The following is a 19,594-nucleotide window of genomic DNA, read 5'->3' as shown; positions in this document are numbered from 1 at the left end:
CGCGCAGACGGCGGCGGCGCGGCTCACGCTCGAAGCGGTGTCGCCGGGCGGCCGCGCATACTTCTCGCTGTTTTCGAGCTCCGCGATCGGCGCAAAATGGGCGCTGGGCGGCGACGGCGAGATCGACGGCAATCTTACCGTTAACGGCACGATCGTCGCGCGCAAGTTCGACCGCGCCTCGATGTCGCGCGTCGCAACTTCGTCTTTCAGCGGGAGCATCACACCCGCGCTCGGGCAGACAGTCTCAGTCCCGTGGAGCCTCGCTCTCGGCGTCCTGCCGCCCGTAGGTCGGTTTATCTATGAGATGGCCGTCGCGCTGACCACCAATGCGGGACAGCAGAACGTCACCACCTACAACGGCGAGCCGCTCTACACCAACTTCGTAGCCGATGGCGGCTTGGTGCTGGGCGCCAGCGATGCGCAAGGCAACGGCTATGCGCCGCGTGCCAACAGTTCGGACCCGGTCCTGGCCACGACGGACTTCAACGCGGTCTTCACCGCTTCGGTCGTCCGCGGCAGCGCTGACAGCGGCATCATCGACGACGGCGACTATTACTATCGCGACGTCAGCGCGACCTACACCCTGACCGACATTTACCTGCGCGTGACTTGGGTCGCCGTCTGAGGAGGAAGACTGTGGAATATTGGATCGTGTACGACATTGAAAGCGGCGCCGAACTCTATCGCGGCAGCGGTAGCGTGGGTACGTCGGCGTTCCAGCAACTGCCAGAAAGCGCAGCTTTGGTTGTCGTGCCGCTGGCCGTAGTTGCCAGGCCGGTGCTAGACCTCGCCGCGCTGCGCGTCGCGCTCTCGGCCAAGGTAGATGTCGAAGCAGAGAGTGTCCGCATGCGCTTCCTGACCGCCGGCGCCGGTCAGGCGAAGACCTATCAGCGCAAGGAAGCCGAGGCTCGCGCGTGGATCGAGGACAACAGCGTCGTCACGCCGTTCCTCTCTGCCGAGGCACCGGCGCGCGGCATGACCGTCGCCGCCCTTGCGGCCGAAGTTGTAGCGCGCGCGGATGCGTGGACGGTGACCGGTTCGACGATCGAGGCGCTACGCCTGGGCGCCAAGGATGCGATCGAGCAGAACGCTTCGCTGGGCGCTATCATTGCGGCGAGCACCATCGACTGGTCGGCCCTGGGGGCATGAGCGCGGTCGATCCTCTCTTTGCGCAGTGGCTCCAGGCGCCGGCGGACTATGCGGTTCGCGCGGATGCCGCTGCGGTCGCGCGCTGGGGAGCGACCGCGCTCACGACCGAGCGGCTGACGGGCATCGCCACCAAGGCTGCGGCTGAGGCCGAGGCGAACCGGCAACTGACGTTCTTCGGTCGCGGACCTTTCGCGATCGACGTCCACCAGTTCGTGGGAACCGACTGGATCGGCGCGCTTGGCAGCGTCGTCACCATCGCGATCGACCAGCTCGGCTATGACGCGGGCATCGACGTCTTCGTGCTGGAGGCGGAGATCGACCGGGCGAGCGGCACCAGTAATGTCACCGTTTTGCGCCCGCTAAGAAGCCTCTCATGAGCCTCTTATTGATCGTCCAGCCGTTGCCGATCGCGGCCATCGTCGCCTCGCGCGGCAGCGGCGCGGCGAACCTGGCGACGCGCGATCCCAAGGAAGTGTGGGCCGACACCGTGGTCGGAAGCGCCGCCACGCTCACGATCGACCTGGGTGCGGTGCGTACCATCGACACGATCTTCCTCGGCTACGTCCGTCCGCCCGCCGCAGACGCGATCTGGTCGATCACCGGCGGGGTTGCCGACGCCGCTGAGACACAGATCCTGGCTGCCTCGACGCTGCGCGTCCCCGACGTGGCGGGGCACGCACCGGCGCTGACCCATGCTTTGTGGCACGGCGCGCCGCTCGCGGTCCGTTACCTGGCGGTCTCGGTGAACCAGCCTGGCGCCGCGCCGTCGCTGACCGCCGGTGTGCTGGTCGTGGGCAAGTCCTTCGTGGCCGAGCTGGGTCAGGAATGGGGCGCGGGACGCCAGCCGATCGACACCGGCACCGCCACCGCGCTGCCGTCCGGCGGATTCTCGACCGTCGAGGGTGTGCGCAAGGTGCTCTTCAGCTGGACGTTCGGCGATCTCACGCGCGACGAGGCCGACCGGCTGGAGCTGATCGGGCTGGGGCTGGGAGAGACGCTCCCCGGCCTCGTCATCGAGGACGCGAGCGCGACCGCGGGTCTGCGCAGCCGCATCCACTACGGCCTGTTCAAGCGCTGGCGCGCCTTCGAACGGCGCAACCATCGCCAGACGCGCTGGGAAATCGGGATCGAACAATGGGTGTGACGCCCGAACATCAGGAGCAACCATGACCATCGCCAGCCTTCTATTTGCACGCGCCGAAAGCGTTACACCTGGCTCTTTCGGCGGCGTCTACACGATCTCCAGGGCGCTGGGGGCCGCGTCCACCCTCTCGCTGGGCGTAGGGACGAACGGCAACCTCTCGCTTGTCGGGACCACGATCAATGCAGCCGCGGCGATCGCCGCTGGCGTGACCCAGAAGGCAGTGGTCTTCGAGGAGCTGGGCGACCAGGCGCAGCGATACGCCGTGCTGATCACCGGCCGCAGCGCGGCCGCCACGCCCACGCCGCCGGCCACGACGCCGACCGTCACCCTTTCGGCCGCGCAATCGGCGGCTGAGGGCGCAAGCGGCGCGACCGTCTACACCTACACCGTCACGCGCTCAACGATCGCAGGTGCGGTTGCGGTGCCTTGGTCCTTCACCGCCGGGACCACCAGCGCCGACGACTTCACCGGCGGTGTCTATCCTACGGGTGGCGCGGTCAACCTCGCGGACGGTGCGGCAAGCGGTACGTTCCAGGTCAGCGTGAACGGGGACGCGGTGGTGGAGGGGAACGAGACCTTCACGGTGATGATCTCGACGCCCGCGGGGTACGCGGCAGACGCGACGACGAGTGCGACCGGCACGATCCTCAACGACGACATTGCGGGTGCCCCCGCAACCTACCGTCAGGCCGCGAACGCCGGATCGACGCCGGACGGGGTCAGCGCGATGGCGGCGACCAAGCGGCGCACCCGCACGATCAGTCCGATTTTCGTCGCGGGCAACACCGGCCCGTGCAGGATTACGATGAACGGCCACTACATCAACAGTAGCTGGCAAGAGGTCGAGGTCAGCTGGGCGGGCGTCACCGCCTACGGCGTCCAGGTCCAGCTCCTGAGTTCGACCGGGACTTCGCTCGGCGTCTTCCGCGCAAAGGTCGGCGGACAGGAGTCGGTGGTCCCGGCACCCGGTGACGTCGTCCTCGATCCCTTTCTGCCAGCCGACTTCGGCCAGACGACGTGGCCGATGGGCGGCTCGTTCGCGCTCATGACCGAGATCGACGGCGCGATCGGCACGCTGATCCCCGTTTCGTACATCGCTGGCAGCGTGGGTGACAGCGGCGAGTCGAGCTTCTCTGGAGGCACCACGTCGTTCGGTCAGATCGGATCGCTGTCCGCCAACGGCGGCTCCTCGACAAACGCGCTGTGCCGGCCGCTCAAGATCGAGTTCCAGCATACCGCACCGGCCGTCATGTACATCGCCGACAGCCGGGCGAACGGCAAAGGCAACGAGCCATCCGGTCGCGGGCTTGTTCGCGGCGGCTACGCCTTCCAGTCCGCAAAGAATGCTCAGCGGCCGCTTACGAAGTATGCGATCGACGGGGACCGGCTCAGCTACTGGGTCGCAGGCTCGACCTGGCGCCTGGCGCAGGCTGCCAGCTACACCGACTTCTACATCGACCTCGGCTACAACGACATCAACAGCGTGGCTGCTGCAACGGCGTTTTCGAGCCTGACCGCACTCTGCGACATGATCAGGGCCGCGAACCCGACCGCGCGCATTCATATCGTCGCGATCGGCCTGCGCACCTCGTCAGCCACCAACAACTGGCTCGCCCCGCCCGACCAAACGCCCAACGTCGAATACGCCGACGGGGCTGGCACCAGGCGATCGGTCTACAACGACAGCCTCGCGGCGCTCGTCGGCACACGCGGCATCGTCGAGGTGATCGACCTGAAAGCCGACTATTACCACGATGCGGCCAACCCGGCGGTCTACTTCAGCGACGGCACGAACAAGAAGACGACGATCGACGGGGCGCATCTCAGCGCGTTCGGCGAGGCGCGCGTCGGCGGCGTCGGGACCGTGCTGACGAACTCCCTCACCAACCTTCCCAACTCATAGGACATTGCGGCATGATTTATCGCCTCGGAAGTGTCGCGATCATCCTCTGGCTGGTCGCTCCCGCCTTTGCTCAAACCGTGACCGCCGAAGCGCCGCTGCCCGACGTCAAACGCGACGGACGTATCAAGGTCGTCGCGATGGCGGCTCGGCTGGGCGTGCCGAAAGGTACGGTCCTCACCCGCTGCGGCGAGACGCTGGTTTACGTCTATGGCAGCGCGGCGTGTCCCCAGGCGGACCCGTTCGCCGGATTGGCGGCGAAGCGCGGCACGGCCAAGCGCGGCAGCTATGCGGTCAAGGCAGCGAGCGGCAAGGCGATCGGACCTGTCTGGTACGACGGCTGGTATCGGGCCATTGAGGGCAGCAACACCGCGCCCAGCGTTGGTGTGACGGTGCGGGGCGTAAAGATCACCAACGCCGCGCGCGACGGGATCAGCTTCTGCGCGGCGCGTGAGGTAACGGTCGAGGACTTCGACATCAGCCACGGCGATGCATTCAATGTCGGCGCGGACCTGCCGACCGGGATCGGGTTCGGGCGATCAGGCTGCGGCGTCTCCGGGGGCAACATCACGATCCGCAACGGGCGTGTGTCCGGCTTCCGCATGGGCAAGCAGGCGGGCGTTTACCTCAATGGTGATGGCATGGCGATCGAGCGCTACACCGGCGTGTTGATCACGAACGTGACCGCCGAAGACAATGCCGATGCTGGGTTCGACCTCAAGAGCACCGGCACCCGGCTCGATGCCCTCGTCGCGCGGCGCAATGGCCGCAACTTTCGGTTTTGGGGCAGCGGCGACGCCGGAACGCTCACGAGCGAGGAGCCGCGATCGGCGCACGTCTGGATCAATGCCAAGTCGGCTCAGACCTGGACGATCGCCAAGCTGGTCGCCCGTTCGACGACGACGGCCCCGATACTGCGCATCGAGAACAGCTTCCCCGTCACCATCATCATCAAGCAATGCGAGCTGGCCGTCCCGGCGGGCACGCCGATGCTCTGGGGTGGCAGGAAGGCGAAGGTGACTTGGGGTGTCGGGTGCGAGGTCCGCCGCTAAGGGGCTTCTCATTGACCTCTGAGCGGCAGCTTGCGAAGAAGCGAAGTGCTCCAGACTCTGTTGTCAAAGACTCCAGAAACTCTTGTCACGCTACACTCACCCTTCGACGCTGCGCGTCTCTCCCTCTCCCGATGGGAGAGGGAGGGAGCGGCGTAGCCGCGGAAGGGCGAGGGCGGCAAACGGCGGTTCATGCCGACGGGCTGGCGCGCTCGGCGATGTAGGCGGTGACCGCTTCGTAGGTGGCGGGCAGCGTGGCGTAGCGTTCCTCGCGGTCGAACAGGTCGCCGAGGCGCGCGGGTAGCGCGGGGCGGAAGCCGGTGGCGCGCTCCACCGCGTCGCGGAACTTGGCCGGGTGCGCGGTGGCGAGGGTCACGATCGGCGTTCCGCGGTCGACCGTGGCGCGGCGGGCGGCGGCGAGCGCGATTGCGGTGTGGGGATCGAGGATCTCGCCGGTCGATTCGCTCGCCCAGCGCATGGCCAGCGCCATGTCGTCCACGCTGACGCTGTCGCTGACCAGCAGGGGTGCGCAGCCCTGTCCCTGTGCATTGGTCAGCCGCATCGCGCCCGACGCCTCGAACCCCGCCATCTGGCGGCCGAGCGCGGCGCCATCCCGCCCGCCGAGATCGTGGAGCAGGCGTTCGAAATTGCTGCTGACCTGGATGTCCATCGACGGGGTCGGGGTCTGCTGCACCGTGCCTTTGGAATAATCGCCCGACGACAGCGCGCGGTGGAGGATGTCGTTGACGTTGGTGGCGACGATCAGCCGGGCGATCGGCAGGCCCATCTTTGCCGCGACATAGCCCGCGAAAACGTCGCCGAAATTGCCGGTGGGGACCGAGAAGGCGACCGGGCGACCGGGGGCGCCCAAGCGGACGGCGGCGTAGAAATAATAGACCACCTGCGCCATCAGCCGCGCCCAGTTGATCGAATTGACCGCCGACAGCGCGAAGCGATCCGCAAAGACGCGATCGTTGAACATCGCCTTCACCAGCGCCTGGGCGGTGTCGAAGTCGCCGTCGATCGCGATATTGTGGACGTTGGGGCTGAGCACCGTCGTCATCTGGCGGCGCTGGACGTCGGAGACGCGGCCTGCCGGGTGGAGCATGAAGATGTCGATGCCGCTGCGCCCCGCAACCGCGTCAATCGCCGCCGAGCCGGTGTCACCGCTGGTCGCGCCGACGATGGTCAGGCGCTTGGTCGTGCCGGTCAGGAAGCGTTCGAAGAACTGGCCGAGCAGCTGGAGTGCCACGTCCTTGAAGGCAAGGGTGGGGCCATGGAAAAGTTCGAGCAGCCATTGGTCCGAATCGAGCTGGACCAGCGGGGTGACCGCGACATGCGCGAAGCGGGCGTAGGCGGTATCGCACAGGCCGCGCAGTTCGGCCGGGGTCAGCACGCCCTCGACAAAGGGCGCCATCACGGTGACCGCGGTATCGACGTAGGAGAGGCCCGCCAGCCCTGCGATCGTCTCGGGCGACAGCATCGGCCAATGTTCGGGGACGTACAGCCCGCCGTCGGCGGCGAGGCCGGTCAGCGTGGCGTCGCGGAAGTCGAGGATGGGGGCGTTGCCGCGGGTGCTGACGTAGCGCATGGCGCCGCCGTTAGCCGTGCCGCCGCCTGAGCGCCAGCACGTAGATCACGCCTGCGACACCGGCGAAGAAGAACCACTGGATGCCGTAAGCCAGGTGGCTGTTGGGGATGGCGGACAGATCCGGGCGGGCATTGGCGGTCAGCCCCGGCGGCGGGGTGTCGGCGACCAGCATGAGGGGGGTGGGCGCCAAGTCGAACAGCCCGGCGATCAGCGGGCGGGCATCGGGGGCGTGGGCGATGTAGCCGGTAACCGCGTCACCACCCCAGGCGGCGTCCTTGGCGGGATCGCGGGTGGTGCCGAGCTGGACCTGCAGTCCGCTAGCGCAGGTCGCGATCAGGCGGAATCCGGATGCACCGGCGCCGGCGCGGCGGATGGCGGCGGGGGGCGGGCATGTGGCGGTGGCGCGGCGGAAGAGCAGCCGCTCGTCGGCCACCGCGGGAAAGGGGATGGCGGGCTTGGTCGGATTGGCGGCGAGCTGGGCGAGAAAGGCTTCCTTGCGCGGCAACCGGTCGAATAATTGCCAGCAGCCCAGCCCGATCATCGCGCAGACCGCGAGGACGACCACGATCGTCGCCACCACCGGCACGCGCTTCAAAGGATGCGCCCCTCGGCCACGGCGTTGCGATATTCAACCGCCATCAGCGCGCCCTTCGCCAGCCGCAGTGACCCGATCACGCCGGCGGCGGTGAAGGGAATCCAGATCAGCATGTGGAGCCACAGCGGCGGGTGGAGTGTCAGTTCGAGCGTGATCGCGAGCGCGACGACGATCGCGCCAAGGATCAGGGTGAGGAATGCGGCGGGGCCGTCGCCGACGTTGAAGCTGGAGAAGTCCAGTCCGCAGCGCGGGCAGTTATCGGCGAAGCGCGCGGTGCCGGCGAACAGGGTGGGCGCTCCGCACCTGGGGCACAGTCCTTTCAGCGCCGCGTCGACAGGACGCGGGGCCGTGAAGGATGTGCTCACCCGCCCTCGACCGGTGCGCCCCAGCCGCCCCAGACATAGACGGTGACGAAGAGGAACAACCACACCACGTCGACGAAGTGCCAATACCAGGCGGCGGCTTCGAACCCGAAATGCTGGCGGGGCGTGAAGTCGCCCCTATAGGCGCGGATCAGGCAGACGATCAGGAAGATCGTGCCGATCAGGACGTGGAAACCGTGGAAGCCGGTCGCCATGAAGAACGCCGCGCCGTAGTTGATGCCCTTGAACGGGAACGGCGCGTGGGCGTATTCGAACGCCTGGATCGCGCTGAACAGCACGCCGAGCAGCACCGTCAGCCACAGCCCCTTGAGCACGCCGTCGCGGTTGCCCACGCCGACCATGCCCCACAGCCCGGTCTTCTCGCCGCCGCGCTGACCGTGGATCAGCGCGTGGTGCGCCCAGGTGACGGTGGTGCCGCTGGTGAGCAGGATCAGGGTGTTGAGCAGCGGGAGTTCGAAGGCGTTGATGACCTCGATCCCCTTGGGCGGCCAGCTGGCCGCGACCGCCGCGGCCCCTTCGGCGGCGCGTTCCACCTGACCATCGACGAAGGTCATCGCGGTGGGGAAGAGCGAAAAATCGAAGAAAGCCCAAAACCAGCCGACGAAGAACATCACCTCCGAAGCGATGAAGAGGATCATGCCGTAGCGGAAATGCAGCTGGACGACGGGCGTATGGTCCCCGTGATGCGCCTCGCGCACGACATCGGCCCACCAGGAGTACATCGTGAACAGCACGCCCGCGAGACCGGCGAAGAATATCCAGCCGCCGCCGTTGGCGTTCTCGGCCGCCTTGTGCGCGCCGTGCATCCACATGATGCCGCCCGCCGCCATCACCAGCGACGACAGCGATCCGAACAGCGGCCAGATGCTGGGGGGCAGGATATGATAATCGTGGTTCTTGGCGCCGGCCATCGTCGCTTCCCTTGTACGTCGGTCTTTTACGGTCTTCGCCCTGCTCTAGCTTGCCGCCTTGCCGGAATCCACCGGGTAAAACGTGTAGCTGAGCGTGATCGTCTCGATGTCCTTGGCGTCGGTGTCGGCGAGCATCTTCGGGTCCACGAAGAAGATCACCGGCATCCGCTGCGTCTCACCGGGTTGCAGCGTCTGCTGGGTGAAGCAGAAGCATTCGATCTTGGTAAAATATTTGCCCGCCTGTGCCGGGGTGACGTTGAACGTCGCGGTGCCCGTGACCGGCCGGGTCGAGCGGTTGGTCGCGGTGAAGAACACCATGTCGCGCGCGCCGACGTCGACGACTTCGTGCGAATTTTCGGGCTTGAAGACCCATGGCAGCCTGGCGCTGACGTTGGCGTCGAAATCGACGCGGACCTGCGCGTTGACTGCGCCCGGCGCACGCTCACCGCGCTGGGTGGTGCCGTTGAGGCCGGTCACCTGGCAGAACATGCGGTAGAGCGGTACGCTGGCCCAGGCCAGGCCGGTCATGAAGCAGATGAAGACCACCGCCAGCAACGCGGTGCGGACCTGCCGGGTGGCGAGGGACTGGGTCACGGGTGCGGCATCCCGGCGCGGATCTTCACGATCGAGATGGCGAAGATCAGGATCACCAACGCGCCCATGATGATCGCCATGACAGTGGCGCGCGCCTGTTGACGGCGGCGGATTTCGTCCTGGCTGGACAAAGGAGCGTCATCCTGGGGGGGCGTCATGCGACCCACCGGTCGGCGACGAGCGCGCCAAAGACGACGAAAAGATAGAGGATGGAATATCTGAACAAGCGCTTCTCCGGGATCATCGCATCGCTGGCCGAGGTGGTGCGGGTCGCGACGACCAGTGCCAACGCGGCGAAAACCGCGGTCGTCGCCACCGCCACCCAGCCATAGATGGGGCCGGCAAGCCCCAGCGGCCAGGGGGCGACCGCGCAGATCGCCATCGGAACGGTGTACAGGCCGATCTGCGTGCGGGTGACGCGTTCACCCGCGACGACGGGGAGCATCGGCACGCCGGCATTGGCGTAATCGGTCTCGACGAAGAGCGCGAGCGCCCAAAAATGCGGCGGCGTCCAGAGGAAGATGAGCGCGAACAGCAGCAGCGGCAGCGGCGCGACGTCGCCCGTCGCCGCCGCCCAGCCGATCAGCGGCGGGAACGCCCCCGCCGCGCCGCCGATCACGATGTTCTGCGGCGTCCGGCGCTTCAGCCACACGGTATAGACGAGGACGTAGAAAAGGATCGAGACGAGCAGGATCGCCGCCGCGGTCAGATTGATCGCGAGACCCATCAGGATCACCGAGAACACGCTCAAGCCGACGCCGAAGTGCAGCGCCGACTGACGCTCCATCCGCCCGTCGGGCAGCGGCCGGCCGCGGGTGCGCCGCATCGCCGCGTCGATATCGGCCTCATACCATTGGTTGAGCGCCCCCGCCGCGCCCGCACCGAGCGCGATGCACAGGATCGCGGTGAAGCCGAGCACCGGATTGATGATGTGCCTGTCGACGGCGGGGGCCGCGAGCATTCCGCACAGTCCGGTGAAGACGACGAGTGTCATCACCCGCGGCTTGGTAAGTGCCAGGAAGTCGCGCCATTCGGCGGGTGGGAGGAGGGGGGTGGCAGGAGTCATCGGTCGCACGCGGCTTACTCGCATGGGGGTGCCGTGGGAAGCGATGCTTCGCGTGGTGGGCGCGTCTACTACCCTGAAAGGTTTTTGCGGCTATTGGGTCAGGCATGACTCGTCCCCCTTCATCCGACCGCTCGTCACGCCGCCGCATCAGCAGGCGCGCCATAGCCGTCGGACTGGCCGTGGTGACAGCCAGCGTCGCGGCGCCTGTCACTGCGCAGACCAGCGAGGATCACCAGGTCTGGGTGAATGCCACGCTGTTTGGTTCGATCTCCGACAAGGTCGTCTATTTCCTGGAGGCGCAGCCTCGATTCGGCAGCGAAGCGTCGCGGCTGGAGGCGCTGCTCCTGCGCCCGGCGATCGGCTGGAAGCTCTCCAAGCGCGTGACCGTTCATCAGGGCTATGTCCATGTCATCCTACCGATCGAAGGTGGCCGCGACCGCAACGAGGAGCGTAGTTTCCAGCAATTGCTGTGGACGCGCCCCATCGGCGCGCGGTTCGAGGTCCAGGCGCGCTCGCGGTTTGAGCAGCGATGGCGCTCCGACGGTGACCAGATGGGTCTGCGGCTGCGCCAGATGATCCGGGGGGAAATGGCCGTGGCACGGCCGGGCGGCGTGGCGCTGATCGGTTCCGTGGAAGGGTTCGCGGCGCTCAACGACACGGATTGGGGTGTGCGCTCGGGGTTCGACCAGGTGCGCAGCTTTGCCGGGGTGGAGATACCGGTGGGAGGCAGATCTACCGTCGAGGCGGGCTATATGAACCAGGTGGTGAACCAACCCGGGGCGCGGACACGGGTGAACCACATCGCCGCGCTGAACATCTTCATCCGGCGCTGACGCAAACTACGCTGCCGAATCAAAAAAAGCCCCGGCGTCGCTGCCGGGACTTTTTCACGACGAGCCTGACCGGCTCAATGGTGGCGGTCATCCTCGATCACAGGCAGCGTCTCGAACTGGTGATACGGCGGGGGCGAGGACAGGGTCCATTCCAGCGTCGTCGCGCCTTCGCCCCACGGGCTGTCGCCTGCGGGCTTGCCGGCCGCCAGCGACCAGATGAGATTGATGAAGAACACCACCATGCTGACGCCCATGACCATATAGCCGACGGTCGCGATCGTGTTCCAATGTTCGAATTGCGGCGTGTAATCCGGGATACGGCGCGGCATGCCCTGAAGCCCGAGGAAGTGCATCGGGAAGAACAGCAGGTTCACGCCGGCGAAGAAGACCCAGAAGTGCACGTGGCCGAGCATTTCATTGTACATCTTCCCGGACATCTTGGGGAACCAGTAATAGAAGCCGGCAAAGAGCGAGAAAACGGCGCCCAGGCTGAGAACATAGTGGAAATGCGCCACCACGTAATAGGTGTCATGCATGTAATCGTCGATGCCGCCATTGGCGAGCACGACGCCGGTGACGCCACCGACGGTGAACATGAAGATGAAGCCGATCGCCCAGACCATCGGCGTCTTGAAGCTGAGTGAGCCGCCCCACATCGTTGCGATCCAGGAGAAGATCTTGATGCCGGTCGGCACCGCGATCACCATCGTTGCGGCGGTGAAATACATCTTGGTATTTACGCTGAGGCCGGTGGTGAACATGTGGTGCGCCCACACCACGAAGCCGACGACGCCGATCGCGACCATCGCATAGGCCATGCCGAGATAGCCGAACACGGGCTTGCGGCTGAAGGTGGAGATGATCTGGCTGACGATGCCGAAACCCGGCAGGATCATGATGTACACTTCGGGATGGCCGAAGAACCAGAACAGATGCTGGAACAGCACCGGATCGCCGCCACCGGCCGGATCGAAGAAGGTCGTGCCGAAATTACGATCGGTCAGCAACATCGTGATTGCCGCCGCCAGCACCGGCAGCGCGAGCAGCAGCAGGAAGGCGGTGACCAGCACCGACCACACGAACAGCGGCATCTTGTGCAGGGTCATCCCCGGCGCGCGCATGTTGAAGATGGTGGTGATGAAGTTGATCGCGCCCAGGATCGACGAGGCGCCCGCGAGATGGAGCGACAGGATCGCCATGTCGACCGAGGGCGAAGGTTCGCCATAGGTCGAGAGCGGGGCATAGATCGTCCAGCCGGTGCCGGCGCCGCCGAAGAACGGTGAGGCGAGCAGCAGGGTGAAGGCGGGGATGAGCAGCCAGAAGCTGACGTTGTTCATCCGCGGGAACGCCATGTCCGGCGCGCCGATCATGATCGGTACGAACCAGTTGCCGAAGCCGCCGATCATCGCGGGCATCACCATGAAGAACACCATGATGAGGCCGTGCGCGGTGATGAGCACGTTCCACAGATGGAGCGATTCGTCGAGGCTGGCCGCGCCGCCCTGCATCATCCCGGCCCAGCCCTGAAGATACTGGATGCCCGGATGCGCCAGTTCGGCGCGCATCAGCCCGGATATCGCACCGCCGATGACCCCCGCGACGATCGCGAAGATCAGGTACAGCGTGCCGATGTCCTTGTGGTTCGTCGACATGAACCAGCGGGCGAAGAAGCCCGGTTTGTGATCCGCGTCATGCGCATGGTCGTGCGCATCGTGCGCGACGAAGCCCAGGGTGGACGGGTGGAGTGCGGTGTCGGTCATATCACTGTCCAGCGTTGCCGGTGCCGCCGCCGTTGCCGGAGGCACCCTGGGTTGTGGCGGGCGCGATCGTCGTCGCGTTCTCGGTCGGCCCGGTCATGGTGTTGGTGGTGGCGGCTTCGTCCAGCTTGGCGGCCGAACCGGCGGCGCCCGGCTGCGGGATCACCTTGTCGGAAGCCTGGCCCGGCGTCGGCATCGTGCCGCCCTTCGCGCGCACCCAGGCCGCGAACTGCGCCGGGGGCACGGCCTCGACCGCGATCGGCATGTAGGCGTGACGCGCGCCGCACAGTTCCGAACATTGGCCGAAATACAGGCCGGGCTTGTCGATCGTGAAGCTCGTCTCGTTCAGGCGTCCCGGAATCGCATCCAGCTTCATCCAGAAGGCGGGCACGCCCCAGCTGTGGATGACGTCGTTGGCGGTGGCGATCAGGCGGATCGGAACGCCGACCGGCAGGACGATGCGATTGTCGGCGGCGAGCAGCGGCGGGCCGTCCGCGTCGGTGCGGAAGCGGGTGCCTGCCTGAACCTCCCCGCGCTCCTTGAGCATGTTCGCGGTGACCTCGAACCCGCCGTGATCGGGGTATTGATACGTCCAATACCATTGGTTGCCGATGGCCTTGAGCGTCACGGCGCCCGAGGGTGCGGGCTTGAACTGCGCTTGCAGCAGCCCGATCGACGGCACCGCGATGAGGACGAGGATCACGACCGGGAGCAGCGTCCAGAGCACCTCGATCAGCGTGTTGTGCGAGGTCTTCGACGGGATCGGATTGGCGGCGCGGCGATAGCGGAACACCACCCAGAACAGCAGGGCAAGCACGAACAGGCTGATCGCGGTGATGACCGGTACCAGAATGGCATCGTGCATCCAATGCGCGAACACGCCGTTCCTCGTCACCTGCGGCTGAATGCCGTAGCGGCCGTCGACCGGCTGGCCGATCCCCGCCTGCGGCACCATCGCCGGTGCGCCGTCCATCGCGAGCGTGGGCGAGGCGGCATCGGCAGGCGGCGTCGCGGCGGACGTGGTGGGCGCGATATTCGACACGCCCGCCGGAGCCGCCGCCGCCTGGGGAGCGGGAACGACCGCCGCCGGGGGAACCGGCGCAGCGGCCTGCGCGCCCGCGACGCTGGCGAGCGCCAGGCCCGCGGCGACCGCGATTCTCAACCCCAGATTGCGCATGCGTGTCACCTTCGTGTTCCTGTCGCGTGGGCTTCGCCCGGCGTGTCGGGCGTGGATGAACGGGGTTGCAAGGCCCCTTGGTCGGCACTGCCTTTACGGGCTTTACGGGGCCTATACGCGCCGCTGCCCCCCGTCTCAATGGCACGATCCAACATTTTTGGGGAAGTTCCGACACGTTGCGCACCGGCGGTGCGATCCGTAGAGGAAGGCGATGACCCAAGCCGCGATGACCGAAGCCGATGTGCTGGCCGAATTCCGTGCCGCCGATGCGCTGCTGGAGGGCCATTTCATCCTGTCGTCGGGGCTGCGATCATCGCGCTATCTGCAATGCGCTCGGGTGCTGATGGACCCGGCGCGGGGGAGCCGGCTGGCGCAGGCGCTGGTGGCGATGCTGCCCGGCGACATCCGGGCGCGCATCCAGGCGGTGGTCTCGCCGGCGATGGGGGGGGTGATCGCGGGGCATGAGATGGCGCGCGCGCTGGGTGTCCAGGCGATGTTCCTGGAGCGGCCCGAAGGCACGTTCGAACTGCGCCGCGGGTTCCGGCTGGCACCGGGCTGCCGCGTGCTGATGATGGAGGACGTGGTAACGACGGGCCTGTCGAGCCGCGAGGCGATCGCTGCGATCGCGCGGGCCGGCGGCGAGACGGTGGCCGCGGCGGCGCTGGTCGATCGGTCGAACGGCATGGCCGAGCTGGGGGTGCAATTCTTCCCGCTGATCCGGCTGGACGTGCCGACCTATGCCGCCGACGGGCTGCCGCCCGAACTGGCGGCGGTGCCTGCGGTGAAGCCGGGGAGCCGGGCGGCGTGATCGGCAAGTTGATGCTGATGGCAGCCGCGCTGCTGCTCGCGCCCGCGAACGCGCCGGTTCCGCCGGGCGGCGGACAGGTGGCCGACGTTCTTGCTGCCAACGGCTTCGAAGGCTTCGCTATGGTGGCGAGTGCCGACGCCGTGCTGTGGCAGACCCCGCGCAGCGCCTGCCGGCGGTCCAAACCGGCGACGTTGTCCTTTGTCACCCGCGCGCCACCGATCAACTGCGCTGGCCGTGGGCCTCGGTGAGCAAGCAGGTGCTGGCGATTCTCATCATGCAGCAGGTCGATGCGGGGGAAATCGCATTGGACACCCCCGCCGATCGGTATCTGCCCGCTTTGAAGGGGGCGCCCGCACCGACGATCCGTCAACTGCTCCAGCACCGCGCCGGCCTGCGCAACCCGAATGATTCACCCGTCGATAAGAACGGCAACCCATCGTTCTATTCGGATGGAGCTACCGGTCTCGAGTGGTGCGTGGCCGGGCGGAGCGCGCCGGGTGGCGACTGGCGATACAACAACTGCGATTCCATCGTGTTGGGCGCGATGCTCCAGCGGGTGAGCGGCACGCCGCTGCCGGCGTTGTTCGCCGCTAGGATTGCGGCTCCCTTGGCACTCGACGGCACCGCCTATGCCGGTCAGCCCGCCACGGCGCTGCCCGCGCTGGCCGGGCCGCTGCCGCCGGGCTATGAGACATCGCTCGAACGTTATGGCGCAGCGGGTGGGCTGATCGGCACGGGGGCGGACCTGCTTGCGATCGACCGGGCGTTGCTCGCGGGACGGCTGCTATCGCCCGGCGCGCGGGATGCGATGTGGGCGGGAGACGCCAAGCTCGGCTACATGGCGCTGGCGCAATGGGTATTCGATGCGCCGATCAAGGGATGTCCCAAGCCGGTGCGGATCGTCGAGCGGCGTGGCGCGATCGGCCGGTATCAGGTGCGCAATATCATCCTGCCCGACCGCGATCGCATCATCATCCTGTTTACTGCCCGAGAGAAGCAGGAGTTTGGCGAGGTATGGCAGGGCAAGGGACTTGCCCATGACCTGCTCTCTGCTGCGGCCTGCGCATGAGCCGGAACCTGCGCCTGGGCGTCAACATCGATCACGTCGCCACTGTGCGCAATGCGCGCGGGGTTGGCTATCCCGATCCGGTGCGCGCGGCCTTGCTGGCGGCCGAGGCGGGGGCGGACGGGATCACGGCGCATCTGCGCGAGGATCGGCGGCATATCACCGACGAGGATATCGCGCGGCTGTCGGCCGAACTGACGATCCCGCTTAATCTGGAGATGGCGGCGACCGAGGAAATGCTCGCCATCGCGCTGCGCCACCGTCCGCATGCTGCGTGCATCGTGCCGGAGAAGCGCGAGGAACGCACGACCGAGGGCGGGCTGGACGCGGCCGGGGGGAACAACCACCTCGCGCCGATGGTCCGCGAACTGAAGGGCGCGAACATCCGCGTGAGCCTGTTCATCGAGCCTGATGCGGCGCAGATCGATGCCGCGATCCGGCTCGGGGCGCCGGTGGTCGAACTGCACACGGGCCGCTATGCCGAACTGTCGGGGGACGCGCAGGCCGACGAACTGCGGCGGCTGGCGGATGCGGCGGCGCTGGCGGCGAAGAACGGCATAGAGGTTCATGCCGGGCATGGGCTGACCTTCGACAATGTCGCGGCCATAGCGGCGATCCCGCAGGTGCGCGAGTTGAACATCGGCCATTTCCTGATCGGCGAGGCGTTGTTCACCGGGCTGGGCGCGGCGGTGCGGCGGATGCGCGATGCGATGGATGCGGCGCGGTGATCTGTGCAAAGCCCATTCCTCCCCGGCACGGCGAGGGGGACCGCGCGCGCAAGCGCGGGGTGGAGGGGGTTTGCCACATGCGTCTCGCCCGTGGAGGCCCCCCTCCACCATGCTTCGCACGGTCCCCCTCCCCGTGCCGGGGAGGAACCCGGTGATCCTCGGACTCGGTTCGGACCTTTGCAATATCGAGCGGATCGCGGCTTCGCTGGCGCGCTTTGGCGGGCGGTTCGAGCAGCGTGTGTTCACCGACGTCGAGCGTGCCAAGGCCGATCGGCGACCGTTCACCAAGGCGGGGACGCTGGCCAAGCGCTTCGCCGCCAAGGAGGCGTTTTCCAAGGCGGTGGGCACCGGCTTCAAGCGCGGCGTGTTCATGCGCGACATCGGGGTCGTCAACGCGGCATCGGGCGCGCCGACGCTGTCGCTGACGGGTGGGGCCAAGGCGAGGCTTGACGCGTTGACCCCGCAAGGCCACGTCGCCCGCGTACATCTCACCATGACCGACGATCATCCCTGGGCGCAGGCCTTTGTGGTGATCGAGGCGATCCCGGACCGGATTCTATGAAGGACGCGGCGTTGGACGCTCATCAGTTTCCCGACAGCGCCGCTGCCGATGCTCCGCACGAGGTGCCGCGAAAGCGCACCGATTGGTGGGCGGAGATCAAGGGCATCTTCTGGCTGATCGTGATCGTGCTCGGCTTTCACAGCTTCATCGCCAAGCCCTTCTATATCCCCAGCGAGTCGATGCTGCCGGGGCTGCGCATCGGCGACCGGCTGGTGGTGTCCAAATGGGCCTATGGCTGGTCGTTCGTGTCGCCGACGATCCCCGATCCGGCCGCGATCTTCCGCAGCCTGGTGTTGCGCCAGCCGCAGGACAGCTGGATCGTCGGTCTGCCGCGCTGGAAGGGCCGGCTGCTCGGATCGCTGCCCGAGCGCGGCGACGTGGTGATCGTCACGCCGCCGGGCACGCGCAACGATTACATCAAGCGGGTGATCGGCCTCCCCGGCGATCGGCTGGCGGTGCGCGGCGGCCGGGTGTGGCTGAACGGCGTGGCGCTCACGCGCGGGCCGGTCCATTCGCTCGACATACCGGTCGATACCAACAGCCCGTGCGGCGCCGATTATTACGGCGCACGCCGGACGACGCCGGACGGCCGCATGGTGTGCCGCCTGCCGCTGGTCACCGAAACCCTGCCCAACGGCCGCCGCTACGACACGGTCGAACTGGGCCAGAGCCAGGGCGACGACTATCCCGAAATCCGCATTCCCGCCGATCACGTCTTCCTGATGGGCGACAACCGCGATCGTTCCGCCGACAGCCGCTTCTCGCTGACGGAAGACGGGCTTGGCGGGCCCGTGCCGTTCGAGAATCTGGGCGGGCGTGCCGAGTTCGTGACCTTCAGCATGGACGGCGACGCGGTCTGGTGGAACCCGCTGACGTGGCCGGGCAGCTTGCGGGGGGGGCGTGCCGGAACGTCGCTCCATCCCGAGCGGACGGGAATCAGCGATGGTCGGTAGCCCCAAGCCGGTCGAGCAGGACGCAGCGCCTGCCGAAATGCGCGACCCGTTCGTCCGCCGCGAACTGAGCCGCGCGGCGATCTGGCTGGGACTGGCGGCGACGATGGCGGTGGCGGTGCTGCTGGTCCAGCCGCTGCTGCTGATCTTCGCGGGACTCGTCTTCGCCTCGCTGCTGGACGGGGGGGTGCGTTTGCTGGGGCGGGTGCTGCCGATCGGGCGCGGGTGGCGACTGCTGATCGTCGTCTTGCTGGTCATGTTGTTCCTGATCGGCACCTTCTATCTGACCGGCGTGCAGGTGACGCAGCAGGTCACGCAATTGCGCTCCACGCTGGAGATACAGGCCGCGCGTGCGGCGGCGTGGCTGTCGGGGCAGGGGCTGATGCCCGGAGCGTCGGACGTCGGCGGCATGGTGCGCCAGGCGATGGGATCGGTCGGGCGGCTGACATCGTGGGTGGGCACCGCGATCGGCGCGCTCACCAGCATGTTCATGATCGCGGTCATCGGGTTGTTCGTGGCGATGGAGCCGCGCACCTATGGCCGCGGCATCGAATGGATGGTGCCGACCGACAAACGACCCGAGTTCGCGCTGGTCGTCGACCGGATGAGCAAGACGCTGCGCCGCCTGCTCGCCGGGCGGCTGCTCGGCATGGTGGCAGAGGGTGTGCTGACCTGGTTCGCGCTGATGATCGGCGGGGTGCCGATGGCGATGATCCTGGGCGTGCTGACCGGGCTGCTCGCCTTCATCCCCAACATCGGCGCTTTCGTCAGCGGCGCGCTGATGATCGCGGTGGGCTTTTCGGCCGGCAGCGATGCAGGCATCTGGGCGATCGGCACCTATCTGGTGGTGCAGACCTTCGACGGTTACGTGCTGCTGCCGATCGTCGCGCGCAAGACCGTCGACCTGCCGCCCGCGCTGACGCTGGGCGCGCAGATCCTGGCGAGCGCGCTGTTCGGGATCATGGGGCTGGCGCTGGCCGACCCGATGACCGCAATGATCAAGGCCGCGCTGGAGCGCAGTTCGGAGCGGTCGGAGGAAGACTTGGGCGATGACGCTCGCGCTGTATGATGACGGGTGGTCGTCAAACAGGCAAACCCGGGGCGGGTCACCGGATACGCCTTAACGTCGCCAGCGCGACACGATCCCCCGTATCGTGAGTGCCACGCCGAGCCCGAGCAGGATTATCGACCAGCTCGAATAATCATCGCCGCCTTGGCATGCCGGATCGTCAGAGCGGCCCTCGCAACGTCCGAATGTTGTGAGGAACGCGTTTATGAGCAAGAGCGCGGCCAGCAGAACGCCGAATCCGCATCCGATCTTCATCCCCGCC

The 19,594-nt window shown here is 67.1% G+C and carries 23 protein-coding genes; 14 read left to right on the top strand and 9 right to left on the bottom strand.

All coding sequences use genetic code 11. From position 1 onward, the window contains the following. From VF643_RS06730 to VF643_RS06705, 6 genes are all read left to right on the top strand, one after another. The coding region (locus tag VF643_RS06730; protein ID WP_331042601.1) for a hypothetical protein at nt 1–625 on the top strand (625 nt) is incomplete at its 5' end. An 11-nt stretch (nt 626–636) separates the two neighbouring features. Beyond that, nucleotides 637–1,149 (top strand): hypothetical protein, encoded by a 513-nt coding sequence (locus tag VF643_RS06725; protein ID WP_331042600.1) that lies wholly within the window; start codon nt 637–639, stop codon nt 1,147–1,149. Then, complete coding sequence (locus VF643_RS06720; RefSeq protein ID WP_331042599.1) at nt 1,146–1,526, top strand: hypothetical protein; 381 nt, start codon at nt 1,146–1,148, stop codon at nt 1,524–1,526. The genes VF643_RS06725 and VF643_RS06720 overlap by 4 nt, the downstream gene beginning before the upstream one ends. Further along, the gene (locus VF643_RS06715) at nt 1,523–2,293 is read left to right on the top strand and encodes a hypothetical protein (protein WP_331042598.1); all 771 of its coding nucleotides are present in this window, start codon (nt 1,523–1,525) and stop codon (nt 2,291–2,293) included. The genes VF643_RS06720 and VF643_RS06715 overlap by 4 nt, the downstream gene beginning before the upstream one ends. Before the next feature lie 22 nt (nt 2,294–2,315). Continuing rightward, on the top strand, nt 2,316–4,196 hold the full coding sequence (locus tag VF643_RS06710; protein WP_331042597.1) for a Calx-beta domain-containing protein: 1,881 nt from the start codon (nt 2,316–2,318) through the stop codon (nt 4,194–4,196). Between the two features lie 11 nt (nt 4,197–4,207). Further along, nucleotides 4,208–5,245: a right-handed parallel beta-helix repeat-containing protein gene (locus tag VF643_RS06705; protein ID WP_331042596.1), complete on the top strand. Its 1,038-nt coding sequence runs from the start codon at nt 4,208–4,210 to the stop codon at nt 5,243–5,245. 187 nt (nt 5,246–5,432) lie between these two features. On the opposite strand, the gene thrC is transcribed toward VF643_RS06705, so the two are convergent. Genes thrC through VF643_RS06670 form a run of 7 tightly spaced genes read right to left on the bottom strand, consistent with a single transcriptional unit; the run spans nt 5,433 to nt 10,382 of the window. Then, the gene (gene thrC / locus VF643_RS06700; RefSeq protein WP_331042595.1) at nt 5,433–6,833 is read right to left on the bottom strand and encodes a threonine synthase; all 1,401 of its coding nucleotides are present in this window, start codon (nt 6,831–6,833) and stop codon (nt 5,433–5,435) included. Between the two features lie 10 nt (nt 6,834–6,843). After that, the gene (locus VF643_RS06695) at nt 6,844–7,419 is read right to left on the bottom strand and encodes an SURF1 family cytochrome oxidase biogenesis protein (protein WP_331042610.1); all 576 of its coding nucleotides are present in this window, start codon (nt 7,417–7,419) and stop codon (nt 6,844–6,846) included. 5 nt (nt 7,420–7,424) lie between these two features. Continuing rightward, nucleotides 7,425–7,793 (bottom strand): DUF983 domain-containing protein, encoded by a 369-nt coding sequence (locus VF643_RS06690; RefSeq protein WP_331042594.1) that lies wholly within the window; start codon nt 7,791–7,793, stop codon nt 7,425–7,427. Next, complete coding sequence (locus VF643_RS06685; protein WP_331042593.1) at nt 7,790–8,722, bottom strand: cytochrome c oxidase subunit 3; 933 nt, start codon at nt 8,720–8,722, stop codon at nt 7,790–7,792. Before VF643_RS06685 ends, VF643_RS06690 begins: the two co-directional genes overlap by 4 nt. Nucleotides 8,723–8,767: 45 nt before the next feature. Further along, on the bottom strand, nt 8,768–9,316 hold the full coding sequence (locus VF643_RS06680) for a cytochrome c oxidase assembly protein (RefSeq protein WP_331042592.1): 549 nt from the start codon (nt 9,314–9,316) through the stop codon (nt 8,768–8,770). Then, the gene (locus tag VF643_RS06675) at nt 9,313–9,474 is read right to left on the bottom strand and encodes a hypothetical protein (RefSeq protein ID WP_331042591.1); all 162 of its coding nucleotides are present in this window, start codon (nt 9,472–9,474) and stop codon (nt 9,313–9,315) included. Before VF643_RS06675 ends, VF643_RS06680 begins: the two co-directional genes overlap by 4 nt. Next, nucleotides 9,471–10,382, bottom strand: a complete 912-nt coding sequence (locus tag VF643_RS06670) for a heme o synthase (protein WP_331042590.1) — start codon at nt 10,380–10,382, stop codon at nt 9,471–9,473. The genes VF643_RS06675 and VF643_RS06670 overlap by 4 nt, the downstream gene beginning before the upstream one ends. Nucleotides 10,383–10,564: 182 nt before the next feature. On the opposite strand from VF643_RS06670, the gene VF643_RS06665 reads away from it, so the two are divergent. Further along, nucleotides 10,565–11,215 (top strand): DUF2490 domain-containing protein, encoded by a 651-nt coding sequence (locus tag VF643_RS06665; protein ID WP_331042589.1) that lies wholly within the window; start codon nt 10,565–10,567, stop codon nt 11,213–11,215. Between the two features lie 74 nt (nt 11,216–11,289). Here the strand turns inward: VF643_RS06665 and ctaD are convergent, their stop codons facing one another. Continuing rightward, complete coding sequence (ctaD, locus tag VF643_RS06660; protein WP_331042588.1) at nt 11,290–12,975, bottom strand: cytochrome c oxidase subunit I; 1,686 nt, start codon at nt 12,973–12,975, stop codon at nt 11,290–11,292. Nucleotide 12,976: 1 nt separating this feature from the next. Next, nucleotides 12,977–14,149: a cytochrome c oxidase subunit II gene (gene coxB / locus VF643_RS06655; RefSeq protein WP_331042609.1), complete on the bottom strand. Its 1,173-nt coding sequence runs from the start codon at nt 14,147–14,149 to the stop codon at nt 12,977–12,979. A gap of 226 nt (nt 14,150–14,375) precedes the next feature. On the opposite strand from coxB, the gene pyrE reads away from it, so the two are divergent. From pyrE to VF643_RS06620, 7 genes are all read left to right on the top strand, one after another. Next, a complete protein-coding gene (pyrE, locus tag VF643_RS06650; protein WP_331042608.1) occupies nt 14,376–14,957 on the top strand; it encodes an orotate phosphoribosyltransferase in 582 nt (193 codons plus the stop codon). Further along, nucleotides 14,954–15,205, top strand: a complete 252-nt coding sequence (locus VF643_RS06645; protein ID WP_331042611.1) for a hypothetical protein — start codon at nt 14,954–14,956, stop codon at nt 15,203–15,205. Before pyrE ends, VF643_RS06645 begins: the two co-directional genes overlap by 4 nt. After that, on the top strand, nt 15,103–16,026 hold the full coding sequence (locus VF643_RS06640; protein ID WP_331042587.1) for a serine hydrolase domain-containing protein: 924 nt from the start codon (nt 15,103–15,105) through the stop codon (nt 16,024–16,026). The genes VF643_RS06645 and VF643_RS06640 overlap by 103 nt, the downstream gene beginning before the upstream one ends. Then, nucleotides 16,023–16,751 (top strand): pyridoxine 5'-phosphate synthase, encoded by a 729-nt coding sequence (locus VF643_RS06635; protein WP_331042586.1) that lies wholly within the window; start codon nt 16,023–16,025, stop codon nt 16,749–16,751. The genes VF643_RS06640 and VF643_RS06635 overlap by 4 nt, the downstream gene beginning before the upstream one ends. Before the next feature lie 151 nt (nt 16,752–16,902). Continuing rightward, on the top strand, nt 16,903–17,313 hold the full coding sequence (acpS, locus tag VF643_RS06630; protein ID WP_331042585.1) for a holo-ACP synthase: 411 nt from the start codon (nt 16,903–16,905) through the stop codon (nt 17,311–17,313). Continuing rightward, nucleotides 17,310–18,266, top strand: a complete 957-nt coding sequence (lepB, locus tag VF643_RS06625) for a signal peptidase I (RefSeq protein ID WP_414713809.1) — start codon at nt 17,310–17,312, stop codon at nt 18,264–18,266. The genes acpS and lepB overlap by 4 nt, the downstream gene beginning before the upstream one ends. After that, nucleotides 18,256–19,332, top strand: coding sequence for an AI-2E family transporter (locus VF643_RS06620; protein WP_331042583.1), 1,077 nt, complete (start codon nt 18,256–18,258; stop codon nt 19,330–19,332). Before lepB ends, VF643_RS06620 begins: the two co-directional genes overlap by 11 nt. The last annotated feature ends 262 nt before the right edge of the window (nt 19,333–19,594 follow it).

Source organism: Sphingomonas sp., from assembly GCF_036387595.1.
Taxonomy (GTDB): domain Bacteria; phylum Pseudomonadota; class Alphaproteobacteria; order Sphingomonadales; family Sphingomonadaceae; genus Sphingomonas.
The sequence above is the reverse complement of the archived record's forward strand: the minus strand, read 5'-3'. Positions and strand labels throughout refer to the sequence as shown.

What these genes read in the sequence shown, in the direction of transcription:
- VF643_RS06670 (WP_331042590.1), bottom strand. Translation starts at nt 10,382, where the DNA reads ATGACTCCTGCCACCCCCCTCCTCCCACCCGCCGAATGGCGCGACTTC.
- VF643_RS06720 (WP_331042599.1), top strand. Translation starts at nt 1,146, where the DNA reads ATGAGCGCGGTCGATCCTCTCTTTGCGCAGTGGCTCCAGGCGCCGGCG.
- lepB (WP_414713809.1), top strand. Translation starts at nt 17,310, where the DNA reads ATGAAGGACGCGGCGTTGGACGCTCATCAGTTTCCCGACAGCGCCGCT.
- VF643_RS06685 (WP_331042593.1), bottom strand. Translation starts at nt 8,722, where the DNA reads ATGGCCGGCGCCAAGAACCACGATTATCATATCCTGCCCCCCAGCATC.
- VF643_RS06705 (WP_331042596.1), top strand. Translation starts at nt 4,208, where the DNA reads ATGATTTATCGCCTCGGAAGTGTCGCGATCATCCTCTGGCTGGTCGCT.
- coxB (WP_331042609.1), bottom strand. Translation starts at nt 14,149, where the DNA reads ATGCGCAATCTGGGGTTGAGAATCGCGGTCGCCGCGGGCCTGGCGCTC.
- ctaD (WP_331042588.1), bottom strand. Translation starts at nt 12,975, where the DNA reads ATGACCGACACCGCACTCCACCCGTCCACCCTGGGCTTCGTCGCGCAC.
- pyrE (WP_331042608.1), top strand. Translation starts at nt 14,376, where the DNA reads ATGACCGAAGCCGATGTGCTGGCCGAATTCCGTGCCGCCGATGCGCTG.
- thrC (WP_331042595.1), bottom strand. Translation starts at nt 6,833, where the DNA reads ATGCGCTACGTCAGCACCCGCGGCAACGCCCCCATCCTCGACTTCCGC.
- VF643_RS06675 (WP_331042591.1), bottom strand. Translation starts at nt 9,474, where the DNA reads ATGACGCCCCCCCAGGATGACGCTCCTTTGTCCAGCCAGGACGAAATC.
- VF643_RS06620 (WP_331042583.1), top strand. Translation starts at nt 18,256, where the DNA reads ATGGTCGGTAGCCCCAAGCCGGTCGAGCAGGACGCAGCGCCTGCCGAA.
- VF643_RS06715 (WP_331042598.1), top strand. Translation starts at nt 1,523, where the DNA reads ATGAGCCTCTTATTGATCGTCCAGCCGTTGCCGATCGCGGCCATCGTC.
- VF643_RS06635 (WP_331042586.1), top strand. Translation starts at nt 16,023, where the DNA reads ATGAGCCGGAACCTGCGCCTGGGCGTCAACATCGATCACGTCGCCACT.
- VF643_RS06710 (WP_331042597.1), top strand. Translation starts at nt 2,316, where the DNA reads ATGACCATCGCCAGCCTTCTATTTGCACGCGCCGAAAGCGTTACACCT.